At 62.7% G+C, this 17,520-nt stretch carries 17 protein-coding genes and 4 pseudogenes; 12 read left to right on the top strand and 9 right to left on the bottom strand.

Annotated elements, in window-relative coordinates; all coding sequences use genetic code 11:
* The first annotated feature begins 5 nt into the window (after positions 1-5).
* From LDO29_RS07035 to LDO29_RS07015, 5 genes and pseudogenes are all read left to right on the top strand, one after another.
* The gene (locus tag LDO29_RS07035) at positions 6-197 is read left to right on the top strand and encodes a 2-hydroxymuconate tautomerase (protein ID WP_211956642.1); all 192 of its coding nucleotides are present in this window, start codon (positions 6-8) and stop codon (positions 195-197) included.
* 265 nt (positions 198-462) lie between these two features.
* Complete coding sequence (locus LDO29_RS07030; RefSeq protein ID WP_224079051.1) at positions 463-642, top strand: LysR family transcriptional regulator; 180 nt, start codon at positions 463-465, stop codon at positions 640-642.
* A gap of 66 nt (positions 643-708) precedes the next feature.
* Positions 709-987, top strand: a pseudogene (locus LDO29_RS07025) (branched chain amino acid aminotransferase); the annotation flags it as partial.
* A gap of 265 nt (positions 988-1,252) precedes the next feature.
* On the top strand, positions 1,253-2,650 hold the full coding sequence (locus LDO29_RS07020) for an amino acid permease (RefSeq protein WP_224079050.1): 1,398 nt from the start codon (positions 1,253-1,255) through the stop codon (positions 2,648-2,650).
* Positions 2,651-2,811: 161 nt separating this feature from the next.
* Complete coding sequence (locus LDO29_RS07015) at positions 2,812-3,909, top strand: Leu/Phe/Val dehydrogenase (RefSeq protein WP_224079049.1); 1,098 nt, start codon at positions 2,812-2,814, stop codon at positions 3,907-3,909.
* Positions 3,910-4,062: 153 nt separating this feature from the next.
* Here LDO29_RS07015 and LDO29_RS07010 read toward each other — a convergent pair whose 3' ends face one another.
* The 5 genes from LDO29_RS07010 to LDO29_RS06990 all read right to left on the bottom strand — a co-directional run bounded on the left by LDO29_RS07010 (position 4,063) and on the right by LDO29_RS06990 (position 7,334).
* A complete protein-coding gene (locus tag LDO29_RS07010) occupies positions 4,063-4,356 on the bottom strand; it encodes a pentapeptide MXKDX repeat protein (protein WP_224079048.1) in 294 nt (97 codons plus the stop codon).
* A 64-nt stretch (positions 4,357-4,420) separates the two neighbouring features.
* Positions 4,421-5,194, bottom strand: coding sequence for a molybdopterin-dependent oxidoreductase (locus LDO29_RS07005; RefSeq protein WP_224079047.1), 774 nt, complete (start codon positions 5,192-5,194; stop codon positions 4,421-4,423).
* Positions 5,195-5,215: 21 nt separating this feature from the next.
* Positions 5,216-5,854 carry a cytochrome b/b6 domain-containing protein gene (locus LDO29_RS07000; protein WP_224079046.1) on the bottom strand — a complete coding sequence of 213 codons (639 nt, stop codon included), beginning with the start codon at positions 5,852-5,854 and terminating at the stop codon, positions 5,216-5,218.
* A 37-nt stretch (positions 5,855-5,891) separates the two neighbouring features.
* A complete protein-coding gene (locus LDO29_RS06995; protein ID WP_224079045.1) occupies positions 5,892-6,329 on the bottom strand; it encodes a DUF6988 family protein in 438 nt (145 codons plus the stop codon).
* Between the two features lie 204 nt (positions 6,330-6,533).
* Complete coding sequence (locus LDO29_RS06990; protein WP_224079044.1) at positions 6,534-7,334, bottom strand: YecA/YgfB family protein; 801 nt, start codon at positions 7,332-7,334, stop codon at positions 6,534-6,536.
* 188 nt (positions 7,335-7,522) lie between these two features.
* On the opposite strand from LDO29_RS06990, the pseudogene LDO29_RS06985 reads away from it, so the two are divergent.
* A pseudogene (locus tag LDO29_RS06985) lies at positions 7,523-7,645 on the top strand (IS5/IS1182 family transposase); the annotation flags it as partial.
* A 360-nt stretch (positions 7,646-8,005) separates the two neighbouring features.
* On the opposite strand, the pseudogene LDO29_RS06980 reads toward LDO29_RS06985, so the two are convergent.
* Together LDO29_RS06980 and LDO29_RS06975 are read right to left on the bottom strand one after the other, a co-directional pair.
* Positions 8,006-8,170, bottom strand: a pseudogene (locus LDO29_RS06980) (PLP-dependent transferase); the annotation flags it as partial.
* 31 nt (positions 8,171-8,201) lie between these two features.
* Positions 8,202-8,633, bottom strand: a complete 432-nt coding sequence (locus tag LDO29_RS06975) for a hypothetical protein (protein WP_224079043.1) — start codon at positions 8,631-8,633, stop codon at positions 8,202-8,204.
* Between LDO29_RS06975 and LDO29_RS06970 the strand changes: the two genes are divergently transcribed.
* The gene (locus tag LDO29_RS06970) at positions 8,632-9,879 is read left to right on the top strand and encodes an ISL3 family transposase (protein WP_224079042.1); all 1,248 of its coding nucleotides are present in this window, start codon (positions 8,632-8,634) and stop codon (positions 9,877-9,879) included. The two genes, LDO29_RS06975 and LDO29_RS06970, sit on opposite strands and share 2 nt — an antisense overlap.
* A gap of 2 nt (positions 9,880-9,881) precedes the next feature.
* On the opposite strand, the pseudogene LDO29_RS06965 reads toward LDO29_RS06970, so the two are convergent.
* Together LDO29_RS06965 and LDO29_RS06960 are read right to left on the bottom strand one after the other, a co-directional pair.
* Positions 9,882-10,979 (bottom strand): annotated as a pseudogene (locus LDO29_RS06965) (cystathionine gamma-synthase family protein); the annotation flags it as partial.
* A gap of 57 nt (positions 10,980-11,036) precedes the next feature.
* Entirely contained in the window at positions 11,037-11,744 is a 708-nt protein-coding gene (locus LDO29_RS06960; RefSeq protein WP_224079040.1) for a Crp/Fnr family transcriptional regulator, read from the bottom strand.
* A gap of 147 nt (positions 11,745-11,891) precedes the next feature.
* Between LDO29_RS06960 and LDO29_RS06955 the strand changes: the two genes are divergently transcribed.
* The 5 genes from LDO29_RS06955 to LDO29_RS06935 all read left to right on the top strand — a co-directional run bounded on the left by LDO29_RS06955 (position 11,892) and on the right by LDO29_RS06935 (position 17,485).
* On the top strand, positions 11,892-12,419 hold the full coding sequence (locus LDO29_RS06955; protein WP_224079039.1) for a thiamine pyrophosphate-binding protein: 528 nt from the start codon (positions 11,892-11,894) through the stop codon (positions 12,417-12,419).
* Positions 12,420-12,431: 12 nt separating this feature from the next.
* The gene (locus LDO29_RS06950; RefSeq protein ID WP_224079038.1) at positions 12,432-13,040 is read left to right on the top strand and encodes a thiamine pyrophosphate-dependent enzyme; all 609 of its coding nucleotides are present in this window, start codon (positions 12,432-12,434) and stop codon (positions 13,038-13,040) included.
* Positions 13,037-14,662 (top strand): GMC family oxidoreductase, encoded by a 1,626-nt coding sequence (locus tag LDO29_RS06945; RefSeq protein WP_224079037.1) that lies wholly within the window; start codon positions 13,037-13,039, stop codon positions 14,660-14,662. The genes LDO29_RS06950 and LDO29_RS06945 overlap by 4 nt, the downstream gene beginning before the upstream one ends.
* Before the next feature lie 120 nt (positions 14,663-14,782).
* On the top strand, positions 14,783-16,084 hold the full coding sequence (locus LDO29_RS06940; protein WP_224079036.1) for an MFS transporter: 1,302 nt from the start codon (positions 14,783-14,785) through the stop codon (positions 16,082-16,084).
* Positions 16,085-16,510: 426 nt separating this feature from the next.
* Positions 16,511-17,485 carry a Bug family tripartite tricarboxylate transporter substrate binding protein gene (locus LDO29_RS06935; protein WP_224079035.1) on the top strand — a complete coding sequence of 325 codons (975 nt, stop codon included), beginning with the start codon at positions 16,511-16,513 and terminating at the stop codon, positions 17,483-17,485.
* The last annotated feature ends 35 nt before the right edge of the window (positions 17,486-17,520 follow it).

The raw sequence follows: 17,520 nt of genomic DNA, 5'->3' as shown, positions 1-17,520 counted from the left end.
ATACGATGCCGTTTGCGCAGATTTACATGATCGAAGGCCGTACCGTCGAGCAGAAGCGCGCTGTGATACAGAAAGTCACGGCAGCGCTGGTGGAGGCGACGGGAGCGCCAAAGGAGAACGTCCGCGTCTGGATCCACGATGTGCCAAAGGAGAACTGGGGAATTGCCGGCGAGTCAGCGAAGGATCTTGGGCGCTAGGTGCCGTCGCTGCGTCGATGCATAGGGGGCCGGACTCCGCCGTCGGCTCGCGGTTTGAGGGCCGACGGCAGTCATCAGCGGCTTCCGACCCTTGGCGCCGCTCGGGCCTCCGTGACCGCAACGTCCGTTCTCATAGCCTGGCTGCCATTCAAGCGGTGACGCGTTAGTGGAGAAGCGGCAGAACACTGCTCTCGTGTCGAAGCAGCGGAACTGCCGCAGTGCAGTCTCCCTGGCGATCCTTTCCGGTGCCTCGCGAGACCTGGCCGTGACCATCCTTCTGCTATTTATTTTGCGGATATCAGGTGTTGGAATTTTTGATTTTACGATGGCGAGGGCGCTTCCTACACTACTCCGGACAAAAGAAGCATCCGGAGACAACCATCGTGAATGCCTCACTATCGCCAACTTGCGCGAAGCCCTGGCCGCGGCCAGCCTGGACGATTAATACACTCTCGAAAAAAGCCGCATCCACGTGAGCGGCCCCAGGCGCTAGCGCGGCTGCCACTGCCGCATCGAACTGGGCAGGCACGAGGGTATTCCGCTCAATGAAACACCGTACGGCTTCGAGACGTGGCGCACCGATGCAGCCACGGGCCGGGTCAAGGAAACCTTTGCCTGCGGCACGGCTGCGGTCGTCACCGCCATCGGGCAGGTACGTCACGCTGGCGGGGAGTTCACGATCGGCAATGGCGGGGAAGGCGAAGTCACGCGACGCCGCCGTTCATTGCTGACCGGCATCCGGCGCGGCAAGATCGCCGACCCGTTCGGATGGGTTCATCACGTCGATTGAGACCGGCGTGTTTCACTTCAGCGGCATGCAAGGAATCGGAGGGCCGTGCGCGCCGCGTTGATTCGGTTTGATGTCTGTCCCCGCGATCTGGACGGTCAGGGTAATTCCAACCAATACCGGGGCCGGTGCGCCACCAGCGTGCCGGCAAGCCGTGCCGTCGACCCCGGCAGCACGCTCCCCGAATGCCATCGCGCCCGCATGACTCGCCGCCATCTCCGGCGCGGGTCCGTGCGATCGCGCGGCAGCACATGCAGGAGACACCTATATGAGCTTGTTCCGAACCAAAAACATCGACGCCATGCTGGCGGACAGCCACGTTGGCGGCCTGAAGAAGGTGCTGGGTCCGGTGGACCTGGTGCTGATGGGCATCGGCGCCATCATCGGCACGGGCATCTTCGTGCTGACCGGCACCGGTGCCCTGACCGCCGGCCCGGCGCTGACGGTGTCCTTCGTCATCGCGGCCCTCGCCTGCGGCTTCGCCGCGCTGTGCTATGCCGAGTTCGCCTCCGCCATCCCGGTGTCGGGATCGATCTATACCTATAGCTACGCGACGCTGGGCGAGATCATCGCCTGGATGATCGGCTGGGACCTGTTGCTCGAATACGGCCTGGCTACCTCGGCGGTGTCGGTGGGCTGGTCGGGCTATTTCCAGTCGCTCGTCGCCGGCTTCGGGCTGAAGCTGCCGGTGGCGCTCACGGCGGCGCCGGGCGCGGTGCCCGGCGTCGAGACCATGGTGAACCTGCCGGCCATGCTGATCATGCTGGCGATCACGTGGGTGGTGTCGTACGGCGTGAAGGAATCGACGCGGCTGAACAATGTGATGGTGGCGATCAAAATCAGCGTGGTGTTGCTGTTCATTGCCGTAGGCGTGTGGCACGTGAAGCCGGTGAACTGGCAGCCGTTTGCGCCGTTCGGCATGAGCGGCGTGTTCAATGCGGCGGCCCTGGTGTTCTTTGCGTTCATCGGCTTCGACGCCGTAACCTCGGCTGCGGAGGAAGTCCGCAACCCGAGCCGTGACCTGCCCGTCGGCATCATCGGCTCGCTGGCGGTCTGCACCGTGCTGTACGTGGTGGTGGCCGCGATCATGACAGGCATCGTGCCGTTCACCAGATTCGCCGGCGTGGACCACCCGGTGTCGCTGGCGCTGCAATTCGCCGGGCAGAACTGGGTGGCGGGCTTCGTCGACCTGGGCGCTATTCTCGGCATGACCACGGTGATCCTGGTCATGACCTTTGGCCAGACCCGCGTCATCTTTGCCATGTCGCGCGATGGCCTGCTGCCGGCCAGGCTGTCGTCGGTGCACCCGGTGCACGCCACGCCGTTCTTTGCCACCTGGACCGTCGGCATCGTGTTCGCGTTGATCGCCGCATTCGTGCCGCTCAATGTGCTGGCCGAACTGATCAATATCGGCACGCTCTCCGCCTTCACGCTGATTTCGGTCGCGGTGCTGGTGCTGCGCCGGACCCGTCCCGAACTGAAGCGGGCCTTCCGCTGCCCCGGCGTGCCCGTGGTGCCGCTGCTGTCGGTGGGTTTCTGCCTGTTCCTGATGGCGCACCTTCAGGCGCTGACCTGGATCGCTTTCCTGACCTGGCTCGCGATCGGGCTGTCGGTCTACTTCCTGTACGCGCGCCGCAATGCGGTGCTGCACGGTGGCACCAGGTAGCACGCGGTGCCAACCGTAAGAGCCTGAACCCGGCGCTGGTGCGACACAATCGCCCGCAGCCGAAACGCGATGGGGCTCCGCGCCCCATCAAAGCCGCACCGCACTGCAACCCAGGCGGTGTGCCAAGGAAGGCAGAGCTACAGCTTTGCATTCCCCACGTCATGGAGAAGAAGTTGAACGACCGTACCCACGCGGCAGCCGCCGTGCGCCTGTTCGGCACCGGCGAAGGCCTGTCCCACGAGCGCGTGACGCTCGCCACCGATCCGGAATCCGGCCTGCAGGCCATTATCGCCATCTACAGCACCAGGCTGGGCCCCGCCTTCGGCGGCTGCCGGTACTGGACCTATTCCGCCGAGACTGAGGCGCTGTCCGACGCCCTGCGCCTGTCGCAGGGCATGGCCTACAAGAACGCCCTCGCCGGGCTGCCGTTCGGCGGCGGCAAGGCTGTGATCCTGCGCTCGCCGGCGCAGACCGACCGCCAACAGCTCTTCCGCGCTTTCGGCCGCATGGTCGAGTCGCTGCGGGGCAGCTATATCACGGCTGAAGACGTGGGCACGACGGTGGACGACATGCGCGCAGTCCAGGCCGAGACCCGCTACGTCAGCGGCATGCCTCGCGACGGCGGATTCGGTGGCAACCCCTCGCCGTGGACGGCTTACGGCGTGTTCGTCGGTATTCAGGCGGCGGCGCAGCACCACCTGGACCGCAAGTCGCTCGCCGGCCTGTCGGTGGCAGTCCAGGGTCTGGGATCGGTAGGCTGGGAGCTCTGCCGCCGCCTCAATGAAGCGGGCGCGACCCTGACCGTGGCCGATATCGACGCCGGGCGCACAACGCAGGCGCAACAGCAATTTGGCGCACGCGTCGTATCGCCGGAAGCCATTACGGGCGTGGACGCCGACGTATTCGCGCCTTGTGCGCTCGGTGCCGTCATCACCCCGGCCGTGGCCGAAAACTGCCGTTTCCAGATCATTGCCGGCGGCGCCAACAACCAACTCGCCTCACTGGCCGAGGGTGACATCCTGCATCAGCGCGGCATCTTCTATGCACCCGATTTCCTCATCAATGCTGGAGGCATCGTAAGTTGCGCCCGGGAGTACCTCGGCGGCGTCGACGATTCAGTCCTTCGCGACGAAGTGGCCGGGATCCGCGATCGGGTGCTCAGGCTGGCGCAACGCGTAGCGTCGACGGGCCAGGCGCCGGCACGCGCGGCGGTGAAGTGGGCGCACGAGGTGTTGTCGCTCGGCATCGAGCCGAACTGAGGCTTCGCGAGCCCGTCCCCAACTCCGACCAGGCCGCATGGTCAGTGCATTGCCGCAATGATCTCGGCCTGGCCGTTCTTGGCGCCGCCGACCATAATGCGCGTAACAGCCCGGTCGGCACATCTCTCCAGCGGCGGGCTTAGCTGTAGCCAGCTATTGCTTCGGGGCGTCCTTCCCCATGGAGTCCTTCCCCATGGCGTCCTTGCCCATTGTGTCCTTGCCCATTGCGTCCTTGCTCATGCCCCCCTTCTCAGGCGCTTTCTTGGCGTGGCTCTTGCTCTTATGGTCCTTCGCCATGTCGTCCTTCCCCATCGTGTCTTTCGCCATGCTCCCGCTCTGTCCCATCGCATCCTTTCCCATCTCGTCTTTCTTCATGGTGTCCTGTGCCAGTGCATTGCCGGCCAGCAACATGCCTGCGGAAATCAGCAAAACCAGACGCTTCTTCATGGTGCTCTCCTTGGTGAGATAAGCAGGAAACCGGCGAACTTGCCGGTCAGGTACAGGTGAATACTCAGGAACCGCCGAACCAGTTGTACCCCTGGTCCTCCCAGTAACCGCCCGGATACGTGTTGGTCACGAAGATCGCGACGATGTGCTTCGGGTTCTTGTACCCGAGCTTGGTAGGCATGCGCAGCTTCATCGGGAATCCATACTTTGGTGGCAGGCGTTCGCCGTCATAGGTGAACGTCAGCAGCGTCTGCGGATGCAATGCGGTGGGCATGTCGATGCTGGAGTAGTAGTCGTCGGCGCACCGAAACCCCACATACTTTGCCGTCGTATCCGCGCCGATACGCTGGAGGAAGTCGGAGAAGCGCGTGCCGCCCCACTTGCCGATGGCGCTCCACCCTTCCACGCAGATATGGCGCGTGACCTGGGACGTCTGCGGCAATGCGTACAACTCGTCGAGCGTCCACGGTGTCTTGCGCGAGACCAGGCCGCCGATCTCGAGCCGGAAGCTGTCGGCGTCCACCTCCGGCACTTCATCGATACCATAGTAAGCATTGAACGGGAACGGCCGCGTCAGCATGGACTCAGGATAAGTGGGTGCCAGCCGGCGCGGGTCGAACAACCAGGCTTGCACGCGGTCATTGAAGCGCGAAACCGCCATCAGGAAGGATTCCACTGAAGGCTCGTCGGTGATGCTGCATCCGGTCAGCAGCAGCAATCCGCCGAGCGTGATGGCCCGCTTGCCGAACAGCCGGCGGGACGGCATGCTCAACTCTCTGGTGGCATCGCGCAGGATCAGCTTGCGGTCGAACCGGACGATCTCGTCAGGCGTGCTCACGATAATTCCCCCCAATGCAGCCTAGCGGCCGCGCAACATGATGATGAGTGTGCGTGGTACCAGTACAGCCATCACTACATGGACAACAATGAAGAGTGCGATCGCGCTCATGCTGATGAAGTGCACCCATCGCGCGGCGTCATAGCCCCCCATCAGCATGCGAAGCAGCGGAAACTGCACCGACTTCCAGATGGCAAGGCCAGACAGGACCGTGATCACGATGACGGCGACAACGCCGAGATAGAGCAGCTTCTGGGCCGCGTTGTATTCGGCCAGGTTGGCGTGCGAAAGCCTGCCTCGCAGGGCCGCAGCCACGTCTTGCAACGCGGAAGGAATGGAGACCGGTATGAAGCGCCTCCGGAACCGGCCGGTGACAACATTCATTATCAGGTAAACCACACCGTTGGCCACCAGCAGCCACATGGCAGCAAAGTGCCATTGCAGCGCGCCGGCAAGCCAGCCGCCGAGCGTGATTTCATTGGGAAAACGAAAGGCAAACAGCGGTGAGGCGTTGTAGATGCGCCAGCCGCTGAGCATCATGATGATGACGGCGATCGCATTGAGCCAGTGCGTGATGCGCAGCCAGGCGGGCTGAAGCGTGGCGGACGGGCTTGTGCGAGGCTTTGGCCTGATCGCTGCCAGTTGTTGTGCAGTCTTCACGCTTCCCTCCGATGTGTTGTTCAGTGGCCGCCGCCGCTTACACCACGTTCGTCGTCCCTCGCGGCACAAACTTACACAGCATTATCGAATTCTTTTCGAACCCGGGTTTTGTGTCGCCTGCATGCCGCATGCGGCACACCATCATTCCGAGAAAAGCTGGTGGGTGTGACGCAACCAAAATGTAGTGGCATGCGCCGGGCCAAACCGACGTTCGAATGTCTGCAACGGGGTTCAATGACCGGCCGTAGTAGGCCGGACACGGCCCCTGCGAGCAAGTCGCTGGCTGGCCACTGGGGCAATCGGCAAATTCTGGCTGAATGGCACTCATCGGCTTGGTGATGGCCGGGTTGCCGGCCATCACCGCGAGGGTCATGCCTGTCATGGTCAGCAGGCCGTTCGAGTTGCGCAGCACCTGCAGCGCAAGGTGGATGGGACATCCATCTGGGGTGCGGCGCCAACGAATGGATGCCTCCATGCACGAAAGCGTTCATGGCGCCCAACGACACGTCTTTGAGGTGCGACAGCATTTGATGGGCGGCAAGTCTACTGCGAATCCCAGCGGCCTCGCCCCTGGATCACCCGGCTGAGAGCGATGCGTGCCTCATCAGCGATGGCACGCCGGCCCGCCAGTCGAAAACAAGGTACCTGCAGCTATAAGCTGCTAGAAAGCGCTTTGCCCTTATCTCCCGTGGCACTTCTTGAACTTCTTGCCGCTGCCGCAAGGGCACAGGTCGTTGCGGCCGGGCTGGTCGCCCTTCACCACGGCCTCCACGCGCGGGCCCAGGCTCTTCCAGATCTGGCGCAGGTCGTAGACAGCCCAGATCGCCTCGCCGAAGGTCTCCACGCGCGCCTGGCTGGTGCTGGGCGGGCCGCCCTCGCTGTACATGCAGACTTCGGGCTGGCCGGTGTCGTCCTCGGTCAGGGCGACGATGCCGTCGAGCGCGTCGTCCAGCCACTGGGCGGCCTTCTTGTCGCGCGGGGCGGCCCATTCCTCGGGCCAGTTCTCCACCGCGAACATGAAGCCCAGCGCCCACACCTGGCCAAACGAGGGGATTTCTCTTCCGTCCATCTCGGCGCGCTCTTCCTCGGGCAGGCTCAGAATGGCGCCGCGCATGTCCATGGCCTCGGGGTGGAAGGTGCGTTCGTCCTCCAGCGTCTCCACGGGCTGGTCGAGCTGGTACTCCACCTCGTTCCATCGGCGCTGCCACAGCTCCATGAAGCGGGCCTGCTGGGCCGCTTCATTGAACGCGGGCAGCAACGGCAGCGGGCTGCCCTCGGCCACGTCGAGCGCCGCGCCGTCGCCCAGCAGCATGGGCAGGTAGTCGGCAGCGGGGATGCGGCGGCGCGTGCAGACCAGGGCCGTGAGAAAGCCGTCGCAGAACTCCCATTGCGGGATTTCCTCAGCGCGCTGGCGCAGGTCGTCCAGCAGATCGTCAAGCTCCTGAAGTTCGTCGGGCGTCAGGGCGGTGGCTTCGGTCATGGGGTGGGTTCTCGCGGTGCGGGGTCAGTGATTACCTGGGGATGCGCTGGACGCATCGCCGCGAAGTATAGCGCCGCCCCTTTGCAGACTTGCCGGCGTTGACTTGCAAGACCGTGGCGTTCGGTGCCGCGCCTAGCCAGGTGCATCCCCCTGGCCGCTCGCCGGAGCTGGAGACCTGGATCCGCTTCGGCTACGATTCCGAACTGCATCGTCAGAAGCTACGCGAGCGCGGCATCAAGCCAGTGCTCGCGAAACGCCGAACCGAACACGGTAGCGGTCTCGGAAAGTTTCGCTGGGTGGTCGAACGCACGTGACCTTCGACGTCTTCATGATGATCTCCTTCCAGTTGGGGTGAGATCCAGTTTGCGCGTCGGCCGGCGGTCGCTGTACGACCCGAAGCAGTCCTAAGTGTCAGTGGTGATGCACCGTCCGTTTCCAAAGGTGCAGCGGTCACTCAACGTCCTGGCATTACAGGGAGTTTGTCGGCCGTTGCCTGTTTCTCTGTTAGTCGTAAGAATCTGCAACTCGACGAGTCGTTCATAGTGCACTCATGTCACTCACATTCGTGCATGGCAAAAGCAAGTTGGTGGATGAGTCGATGACGCGCTGCCGAGATCGCGGCGAGCGAGGGCAGTGCGCTGGCCTCGCTCGCAATCTCAAGGGGCCGAACTTTACGCCGCAATCTTCAGCGCTTGCGAGAAGTCGGTGATCAAGTCGTCAATTTCCTCGATGCCTACCGACAGCCGCAGCATACCGTCGGAAATTCCCATTGCCTTGCGGGTTTCCGCGCCGGCTTCAAAGAAGATCGTTGGGGCCACGGGAATGATGGCTCGTCGGCGGAAACTGTGGGTGAAAGAGGATGCGCGGCTATCCGAGTGAATCCTGATTCAGGTACTGATAGAGCTTGCGACAGGTTGCATCAAACGAATTTTGTGCGGACTCGGAGATGGCTGGCCAGATGAGAGGGCCGCCGTCCTCCTCGATGAGCTTGTCCAGGAGGGCTGCCACAGGGAGGGTAAGGAGATCGGGATCTTCATGGCGTCGTCGGATCATTTCGCCGCCGAGCATCCAGATGTGATCGCGGTGCCGAAGCAATGTCTTGGGTGCGTATCCCACGGTTGGAAGATGCTCAAGGAAAGGCGTGAGTATTGCTACGATTTCCTCTCCCGTCGAAATATCTTCGTCATCGACTCGCCACGAAGCCGGCCAGTTATGCAGGTCTGGAATGTACTGGGCGAGCGTTTGCTGTTCGGTGACAATCGCAGCTTTGCCCTTGCCGGTTCTGAGCTTGCTAACCATGTTGCTGACTCGTCTGCTTAACGCCTGTCATCATTTTCCTGGCTTTGTATATGAAGGTGCGCGGCTGTGCGAGGCGACCCAGTCCATCGAGATCGACGTTCGGCCGCGCAAGGGTTCGAAGCCGGTCTGCTCATGCTGCAACCAGCCTGCGCGGGGTTACGACTCACTCACGGAGCGCCGCTTCGAGTTTATTCCCGTCTGGGGTTTTGCAGTATTCCTGCTCTATACCATGCGGCGCGTCGAATGTCGTGACTGTGGCGTGAAGGTAGAAGCCCTGCCGTGGGCCAACGGCAAGCACACGCTTACCCGCGCTTACATGATCTTCCTGGCGCAGTGGGCACGCAAGCTGTCGTGGAAGGAGACGGCGCAAAGCTTCCGCACCAGTTGGGAGAAAGTCTTCAACGCAGTGGAGTGGGTGGTGGACTGGGGCCTGGCTCATCGCGAACTCGGTACGATCCGTGCCTTTGGTGTCGACGAGATCCAGTATGGTCGTGGACACAGGTACCTCACACTGGTCTACCAGATCGAGGCCGGCTGCACGCGCCTGCTATGGGTTGGACAGGAGCGCACGAAAGAAAGCTTCGCAAAGTTCTTCGTCATGATCGGGAAACAGGTATGTGAGAAGGTTGAGTTCGTCTGCTCGGACATGTGGAAGCCCTATCTCGAGATGATTGCGGTGCATTGCCCCAACGCGCTGAACATCCTGGATCGTTTCCACATCGTTGCGAAGATGAATAAGGCTATCGATGAGGTTCGCGCTGAAGAGTCCCGACGCATGATCCGCGATGGATACGAGCCGGTGCTCAAGAAATCCCGCTGGTGCCTACTCAAACGCCCGGAAAATCTGACAGACAAACAGCGACTGCGCATGCGTGACTTGTTGCAGTACAACCTGCGCACCGTACGCGCCTGGCTGCTCAAGGAGGAATTCCAGCAGCTCTGGGATTACATGTCACCGGCTTGGGCCGGAAAATTCCTTGACCAGTGGTGCACTCAGGTGATGCGTTCGCGCATCGAGCCAATGAAGAAGTTCGCCCGCACCGTGCGTGCCCACCGTGAGCTGATCCTCAACTACTTCCGTGCGCGCAAGCAGTTCTCCAGCGGCGTCGTCGAGGGGCTGAACAACAAGGCCAAAGTCACCATGAGAAAATCGTACGGATTCCGAACCTTCAGGGCGACGGAAATCGCGCTATATCATGCACTTGGCAATCTTCCTGAGCCTTCGTCAACCCACACATTTTTCTGACGAACCGGAATGATAAGCGTACGCGTGTCACCGAGACCGGTCGCCTTGATCGGCAGTTCAAGTGCGTTGACTACTTCGATCATGCGCTTCGGATCAATCAGTTCGAACGACAAGAGCCACGATGCGCCCTTAAACAACTCTTGCGCGATCCCGTACTGTGGATGATTCTTCAGGCCGGGGTACAGCACCTTGCCGATGGCTTTGTGTCCTTCCAGAAAATGAGCGAGTGCGAGCGCGTTGTCGCTGCATTGCTTCACACGCAAGGCGAGCGTTTCCGCTCCGAGCGCAATGGAATGTGCCTGCTCGGACGACAATGACGCGCCCATGTCGCGCAGGCCCTTCTTGCGGATCTGCAGCAGCCCCTGTTCCCTCATCGTGGAGCGCCGATACTCGTGAGCGATGTTCGGATACGCGCCCCAGTCGAACAATCCCGTGTCTGTTACCGCTCCGCCAAGCGCGGCGCCATGGCCAGCGATCGTCTTCGTCAGCGAGTTGATCACGAGGCTTGCGCCGACCGCCTTCGGCTTGAACAGGGCGGGCGAGGTAATCGTGTTATCCACGACATACGCGATGCCTCGCTCGCCGCACACCTTTCCGATGGCCCGCAAATCGGGAATCTGTGTGCCCGGATTGGCGATGGTTTCGACGAAAACCATGCGGGTATTCGGCCGGATCGCGTTCTTCACGTCTTCGACGTCACATGCATCGACGGTCGTGACTTCGACGCCGAGCGTGCGCAGCGTCCCGAGCAGGCTGTTGGTGTTGCCGAACACGTAGCGGCTCGATACGAGATGATCGCCGGCGCGCAAGAGCGTGAGAAACGTTGCCGTGATCGCCGCCATGCCGGTACTGAAACAGATCGTGCCGACACCTTCTTCCAGACTCGTGATTTTGCGCTCGAGCGCGGCGGTCGTTGGCGTGCCTTGTCGCGCGTAGTTGAAGCCTCCCTTCTTCGTGCCCTGGAACACGCCGATCAGGTCTTCCACGCGATCGAAGCCATATTGCACCGAGGTGTGGATTGGCTGATGAATGCCACCGTGGTCCGAACCCGTGTTTCTGTCGGCGTGAACGATGCCGGTAGTAAACCCTTGCTTGTCCATTCTTTCTCCGCTTCTCCAGTCGATTACTTCCGACCGATTATCTCCGGTACGGCCCATCTATTCCTGGATAACCGCAAGCCGAAGCCCTTCCGCGTCAGTCACGACGAACCGCTGATAGGACAGGTGAATCAATCCCTCGCGCTCGAGTTGCTTGAGCTCGCGGTTCACATTCGGCCGTGCACTGCCGACCATCTCGGCCAACACCTCCTGCGATAGGGTCAGTGCAATCGCCGTGCCTTCCGCACACGGCTCGCCAAAGATATTCGCTAGCCGCAGCAGCGTCCGCGCGCAGCGCTGCCGGACCGAGGCGAAGGGCGTACCAGACAGGCCGCCGTAGATGTGCCGCGAACGTTTGCACAGGAGTCCGACGATGGCGCGGTTGAAGGTCGGCTCTGCTTCGATTGTGCGTTGCATCAGCGCGCCGCCGATGGCGAGGACGTGTGTGTCGAAATGGGCGCGAGTGTCGTGGATCGCACCTGAACCGTCGAGCACGGAAATCAGATTGACGAGCTCGCCGCGGCCGAGAAAGTCGAGGACGTGGCGCCGCCCGGAGCGAACGGTCAGGCTTACCTCCACGGCGCCGTCAAGAATGAGGTCGATACGGCCGGGATGCTCACCGCGGCGGGAGAGGACGTCGCCCGCGCGGTAGAGGCGGACTGTGCCTTGATCCAGAAGGCGTTGCGCATTCCACCCGGCGGCCCAGTCGCAGTGGGCCAGGACACGCCTGGCAAGCGTGTCGGGGCGGTCGTGGTCTGGCTCGGGCATCGGTATTCGGGGTCGGGCGTTGGAGGTAACGGGTCGGAGGCGAGGAAGATATTGCCGAGAGACCAATCCGGCAGTTTGTCACATTTGCTACAGCTTGACTCTACCTGTTCTCCCTAGAATCGACGCACCCATTCAAGGAGACATCCCGTGCCAGAGGAACAGCAGATCGGTGCGTCCGCCTGTATCGAAGCATTGCAGGCGGCCGGTATTACTCACTTCGTGACCGTACCCGACTACGTCCAGCTCGCGCTGCATACGGCTGTGGAGGACGGCAATTCGCGCATGACTCTCGTGCGCTGCTGCAATGAGGACCAGGCGGTGTGCACGGCTGCGGGCCTCGCCATCGCAGGCAAGCGTCCGGTGGTGGTGGTGCAGAACCAGGGGCTTTACGCCTGCGTGAATTCGCTGCGCGCGGTAACAATGGACGCGCAGATCCCGCTGCTGCTGATGATCGGCCAGTTCGGCCGAGAAACCGCGAACTTTGGCCAGCCCACGCGGCTGTCGCGCCGCCGTGTGGTCAACCTGCTCGAGCCGCTGCTCGACGCGCTTGACGTTCCCTGCTGGCAGATCGATAGCGCGGCCGATGCCGGCGCTATTGCCACCGCCAGTGACGCTGCCGTGGCCCGCCGTGGTGCCGCCGCGCTGACTATCGGCCGCCCCCTCGGCTGGCACTGAAAGGAATCATTCATGCAAATCCGTGAAGCCTGCTCCGCCATCCTCGATGCGCGCGGCGACCGCGTGATCGTTTCGACCATGACGGCCATGTTTACATTCGACGCGCTGCGTTTCCAGAGCCCGCGCATCAGCTCAGTGCCGCTGATGGGCGGTGCGGCCAGCATTGGCCTCGGCCTGTCGCTCGCGCGGCCCGACGTTGGCGTAATTGTGGTCGACGGGGACGCCAGCTTGCTGATGCAGCTCGGCGGCCTCGTCACCGTGGCCGAAAACAAGCCGCATCGCCTTACCCATTTCGTCGTCGCCAACCGTGCGCAATTTCACGGCATGTCGAACTTGCCGATTCCCGGCGGCGACAACGTCGACCTGTGCGCGATGGCGTGCGCGGCAGGCTATCTGAGCGCACACACATTCTCGGACGTGGCGTTGCTGCAGCAGGCACTGCCGGAGCTGCTCGATGCCCCGGGGCCGAACTTCGTCGTGCTCGACATCACGCCCGAGCCGCCGGCGCTCGGTGCCGAACGGCCGCAGAAAGAGGTGCCGGACAGGCAATTCCAGCGCATGGGTGCCGAGGCCACCGCGCTGGCCGCCTGGTATGAGGAACGGGAGGAGACACAGCAATGACCGCAGCAACGCAATCGCAGGGGACAAATTGGGACTACGTGGTGGTGGGCGCCGGTTCGTCGGGCGCCACGCTTGCCACGCGGCTGGCTGAACACGGCGCCAGGGTGCTGCTGCTGGAAGCCGGGCCGGCACGCGACCGCGACTTCTGGGTCCAGGTCCCGGTCGGCTGCGCCAAACTGGCTACTGACGGCCGCTACGCCTGGCAGTTCAACACCACGCCCCAGCCGCAGCTCGGTGGCCGGAAGGTCTACTGGCCGCGCGGGCGCCTGCTCGGGGGGTCGAGCTCGATCAACGGCAACCTGTTCGTGCGCGGCGAGCCGGCCGAGTTCGATCACTGGGCTTCGCTCGGCAATCGCGGTTGGGACTACAAGTCGTTGCTGCCGTACTTCAAGCGGCTCGAAGGTACGGAGCTTGGCGAGGATTCTGTACGCGGCCGCAGCGGTCCGATCAAGGTGACGTCGGTCGGCACGCTGAATCCGTTGCCTGTCACTGACGCGTTTATCAACGCCTGCCAGAGCGTCGGCGTCCCGCTTGCAAAGGACTACAACGGCGACGCCTACGAGGGCGTCAGCTACCTCCAGTTGTCGGTGGACAAGGGGCGCCGGTCGGGAACCGCCGCCGCCTACCTGCGCGGCCGTCCCCAGCGTAGTCTCGAGGTATCGCCGGACTCGCTGGCGACGCGCGTGCTGTTCGACGGCAAGCGCGCGACCGGGGTCGAGTACATACAGGGCGGCGTGACGAAGCGCGCCATGGCTGGCAAGGAAGTCATTCTTAGTGCAGGTCCGATCAAGACGCCGCAGTTGCTGGAATTGTCCGGCGTAGGCAACAGCGCGCATCTGCAATCGCTCGGCATCCCGGTCGTGCACCATCTGCCGGGTGTCGGCGAAAACCTGTGCGACCATCTGCATGTGCGTCTCTACTTCGCTGCGCGCAATACGTCGACACTCAACGAGATCGTCAACAGTCCGATTCGCCGCACGTGGATGGGCGCGAAGTACATGCTCAGCCGTCGCGGCTACATGGCCACTCCCGGGGTGAGTGCGCACGCGCTGGCGCGCACGCCGTCCTCGCCCGACCGGCCGCTGGTGAAGGTCCAGATCGTGCACCAGACGGTGGGCAAGGGCTACATGGGCACCGGCACCACGCCAGGCTTCGGCATCGGCGTGTTCCAGTTGAGGCCCGAATCGCGCGGCAGCCTGCACTTGCGCAGCACCGATCCCACGGCAGCGCCGGCTATCGATGCGGGCTACCTGACCGACAGCCGCGACGTGACCGCGATGATCGAGGCGCTGCGCCTCGCCCGTCAGGTCGCCGCGCAGCCGGGCCTGGCTCACTTCATCGGCAAGGAACTGGCCCCCGGCATCCATGTAAACGACGACGCCGGATTGCTGGCGCACATCAAGCAGGCGGGCCACACATCGTGGCATCCGATCGGCACCTGCAAGATGGGCCACGATCCGATGGCGGTGGTGGACGACACGCTGCGTGTGCACGGCATGCAGAACCTGCGCATTGTCGACTCGTCGATCATGCCGACCATGTGCTCGTCGAACACGAATGCGGCGTCGATCATGATCGGCGAGAAGGCGAGCGACCTGATCCTTGGCCGCACTGCGGCCTGACTTCCGCGTGAATGGTGGCCGGCGCTTCGCGCCGGTGGTCCGGCTCTCCCCTTCCGCAGGCAAGAGGAGCGGGCACCTCAGAATAAGCCGCCGCATACGGCAGGCGGCACTGGAGACAAAATGAAACCCGCATACGAGCCCGCCCGCGCGTGGGGCATGGCGTCAATGCTGTTCGTGTTCATGGCGATCAACGCGGTCGACAAGATCACCGTTGGCCTGCTAGCCGTTCCGATCATGGAGTCCATGCATCTCACGCCGGCCCAGTTCGGCGTGCTGGCCAGCAGCTTCTTCTGGTTGTTCGCGGTATCGGGCATCGTGGGGGGCTTCATTGCCAACCGCGTGCCGACCACCGTCATGCTGTTGTGCATGTGCGCGATGTGGTCAGTGGTGCAGATTCCGATGATGTTCTCCGCGAGCCTCGTCATGTTCATCGCCGCGCGCATGCTGCTCGGCATGGCGGAGGGGCCGGCGTTCCCGGTTGCCGTGCATGCCTGCTACAAATGGTTCCCGGACCACAAGCGCGACCTGCCGGTCTCGCTGCTGTCGCAAGGCGGCGTGGTCGGCCTGCTGTTTGCGGGAATGACCATTCCCCTCGTGAGCGCTTACTGGGGCTGGCGTGCGAACTTCATGGTGGCGGCGATAGCCGGCATCGTCTGGGCGATCCTGTGGCGCCTGTTTTCCAAGGAAGGTCCGCTCGACCGTGCCAGGACGGACGATGGCCGGCGCGCGCAGGACCGCGTGCCGTATCGCAAGCTGATAACCGATCCCACGCTGGTGTGCGGCTTCCTGATGCACTTCGTCGCGTACTGGTCGCTCGCGCTGTCGCTGACATGGCTGCCGCCCTACCTGCAGAGTGCGCTCGGCTATCCGGCAGTGGACGCTGGCCGGCTCTACGCGGCCATGATCGCGCTGGCCGTACCGATCACCATCGGCACATCGTGGCTGGCCCGGCGGCTGCTCGCGCTCGGCATGAGTTCGCGCGCAGCTCGCGGGCGGCTGTCGGGCCTGACGCTGATGCTGGCCGGCACCCTGCTGATCGTGCTGTGGAAAGTCGAACTGGCGCCGGCGTGGCGCATGGTGCTGATCGCCCTCGCGCTCGGCCTGACGCCGGCCGTGTATTCGCTGGTGCCCGCGATGATCGGAGAGGTCGTGCCGGCATCGCAACGCGGTGCCATGCTGGCAATGGACAACTCGCTCGCCTCGCTGGCCGGTATCGTCGCGCCTGTCATTACCGGCTACATGATCCACGGCGCTGGGCATGCGGCTGGGTACGAGGCGGCCTTCGGGCTGTCCGGCGTGCTGCTGATGGGGGGCGGCGCGATCGGTGCATGGCTTGCGAATCCGGCGAAGTCCGCCGCGGCGCTGCGCGCACGTTTGCCTGGTGCCCCGTTCCGGATGGCGCGGATCACGGTGACGGATTGACGAGGTTGGGGGATTGGGCAGCCGGGCCACCGGTTGCTGTCCCCGATATGGCAACAAGAAAAAAAATAGCCACAGGAGGGGGAGATAAGAAAATGAATATTGCAAAGGCACCGAAAAAGCTCGTCGCCGTCGCCGTCATGGCGATGATCCTGTCGGCCTTCCTTGGCGACAGTGGCCAGCAACTTGTTTTGCAAGGGGGATAAATGCCGTACTGGTCGAGGCATTGTCGCTATTAGCATCGCGTGAGCAAGGCCGTTCAGCGCGGAAAATTCCTTGACGGAGTAAAGCGATTCGCCATTCGGGAATGAGCTGGCAATTTACAAAGAGGTGAACACTGCAGGTTATCGCTTCTGAATATAACGTTGTTATTAAGTTGTCGTGATGATCCCTATACTGGCTCAAAATAATTCTCGAAAGGCAATATCGATGATCTCGACTGGACGGTTGATTCGTGCAATTGCCATGGTGCTCGCAGGCCTTGTTTCCGCATCTGCAACTGGCCAGTCAAGCTTCCCGTCGAGGCCGGTCACGTTGGTGGTGCCCTATCCGCCCGGAGGCGCCACAGACAACATTGCACGGCTTGTCTCCAAGAGGTTGGCGGAGAAGCTGGGCCAGCCGGTCATTGTTCAGAACAAGCCGGGCGCTGCCACGAACATTGCGAGCGCGCAAGTGGCAAAGGCTGCGCCAGACGGGCATACGCTGCTACTCGTGACGCTGGCGTTCGCTTCCAATCGGTGGCTCTTCTCGAAGCCGGGTTACAAGGTGGAAGAGTTCGCGCCGGTTGCGCAACTGGTACGCATCCCTGTAGTGCTGTCGGTCGGTGCCGGTTCGGACATGCGGACGTTCGATGACTTCGCGAAGAGGGCTCGCGGAGGCCCCGGGTCAGTGAATGTCGGCAACCCGGGAGCCGGCGCCGCTCCGACCCTCGCCTGCGATCTTCTGCGGGTTAAGCACGACCTGCCGTTCGCGACCATTCCCTACCAGGGCAGCGCGCAGCTTCTGACGGACATATTAGGGGGGCACGTGCCCGTAGCTTGCGATACGGTTTCCGCGCAACTTCCCTTCCTGCGACAAGGCAAGCTGGTTCCCCTGGTCGTCCTTGGATCGACTCGGTCAGCGCTGCTGCCCAATGTTCCAACCGCAGAGGAACTCGGAATCAAGGACGTTGCTGCAGATGGCTGGATGGGTGTTGTAGCGCCTGCAGGCATCGCGGGTTCGACTCTGCAATTGCTGAACAGGTACTTGCGCGAAATTGCCGAAGAGCCGGCCGTCCGCGAGCAGATCACGAGCCTGGGGCTTGAGCCCAAGACGGGCAGCGTAGCGGAGTTCGGTGCATGGATTGCGCAGGAGACTGACCGTTGGATGTCGCTGGTCATGCAACTGGGCCTGACACCGCAATGATTCTTTCAAGACTTCCGTATTTAACGAAGGAGCCG

Origin of the sequence: Cupriavidus laharis, from assembly GCF_914271435.1 — a bacterium.
Lineage (GTDB): Bacteria > Pseudomonadota > Gammaproteobacteria > Burkholderiales > Burkholderiaceae > Cupriavidus > Cupriavidus laharis.
This window is presented reverse-complemented; position numbering and strand designations above follow the sequence as displayed.

Excerpts from the sequence above, each read along its gene's own strand:
- LDO29_RS07035 (WP_211956642.1), top strand. The coding sequence starts at position 6 with ATGCCGTTTGCGCAGATTTACATGATCGAAGGCCGTACCGTCGAGCAG.
- LDO29_RS07020 (WP_224079050.1), top strand. The coding sequence starts at position 1,253 with ATGAGCTTGTTCCGAACCAAAAACATCGACGCCATGCTGGCGGACAGC.
- LDO29_RS07015 (WP_224079049.1), top strand. The coding sequence starts at position 2,812 with ATGGAGAAGAAGTTGAACGACCGTACCCACGCGGCAGCCGCCGTGCGC.
- LDO29_RS07010 (WP_224079048.1), bottom strand. The coding sequence starts at position 4,356 with ATGAAGAAGCGTCTGGTTTTGCTGATTTCCGCAGGCATGTTGCTGGCC.
- LDO29_RS06995 (WP_224079045.1), bottom strand. The coding sequence starts at position 6,329 with ATGGAGGCATCCATTCGTTGGCGCCGCACCCCAGATGGATGTCCCATC.
- LDO29_RS06990 (WP_224079044.1), bottom strand. The coding sequence starts at position 7,334 with ATGACCGAAGCCACCGCCCTGACGCCCGACGAACTTCAGGAGCTTGAC.
- LDO29_RS06970 (WP_224079042.1), top strand. The coding sequence starts at position 8,632 with ATGTTGCTGACTCGTCTGCTTAACGCCTGTCATCATTTTCCTGGCTTT.
- LDO29_RS06975 (WP_224079043.1), bottom strand. The coding sequence starts at position 8,633 with ATGGTTAGCAAGCTCAGAACCGGCAAGGGCAAAGCTGCGATTGTCACC.
- LDO29_RS06960 (WP_224079040.1), bottom strand. The coding sequence starts at position 11,744 with ATGCCCGAGCCAGACCACGACCGCCCCGACACGCTTGCCAGGCGTGTC.
- LDO29_RS06950 (WP_224079038.1), top strand. The coding sequence starts at position 12,432 with ATGCAAATCCGTGAAGCCTGCTCCGCCATCCTCGATGCGCGCGGCGAC.
- LDO29_RS06945 (WP_224079037.1), top strand. The coding sequence starts at position 13,037 with ATGACCGCAGCAACGCAATCGCAGGGGACAAATTGGGACTACGTGGTG.
- LDO29_RS06940 (WP_224079036.1), top strand. The coding sequence starts at position 14,783 with ATGAAACCCGCATACGAGCCCGCCCGCGCGTGGGGCATGGCGTCAATG.
- LDO29_RS06935 (WP_224079035.1), top strand. The coding sequence starts at position 16,511 with ATGATCTCGACTGGACGGTTGATTCGTGCAATTGCCATGGTGCTCGCA.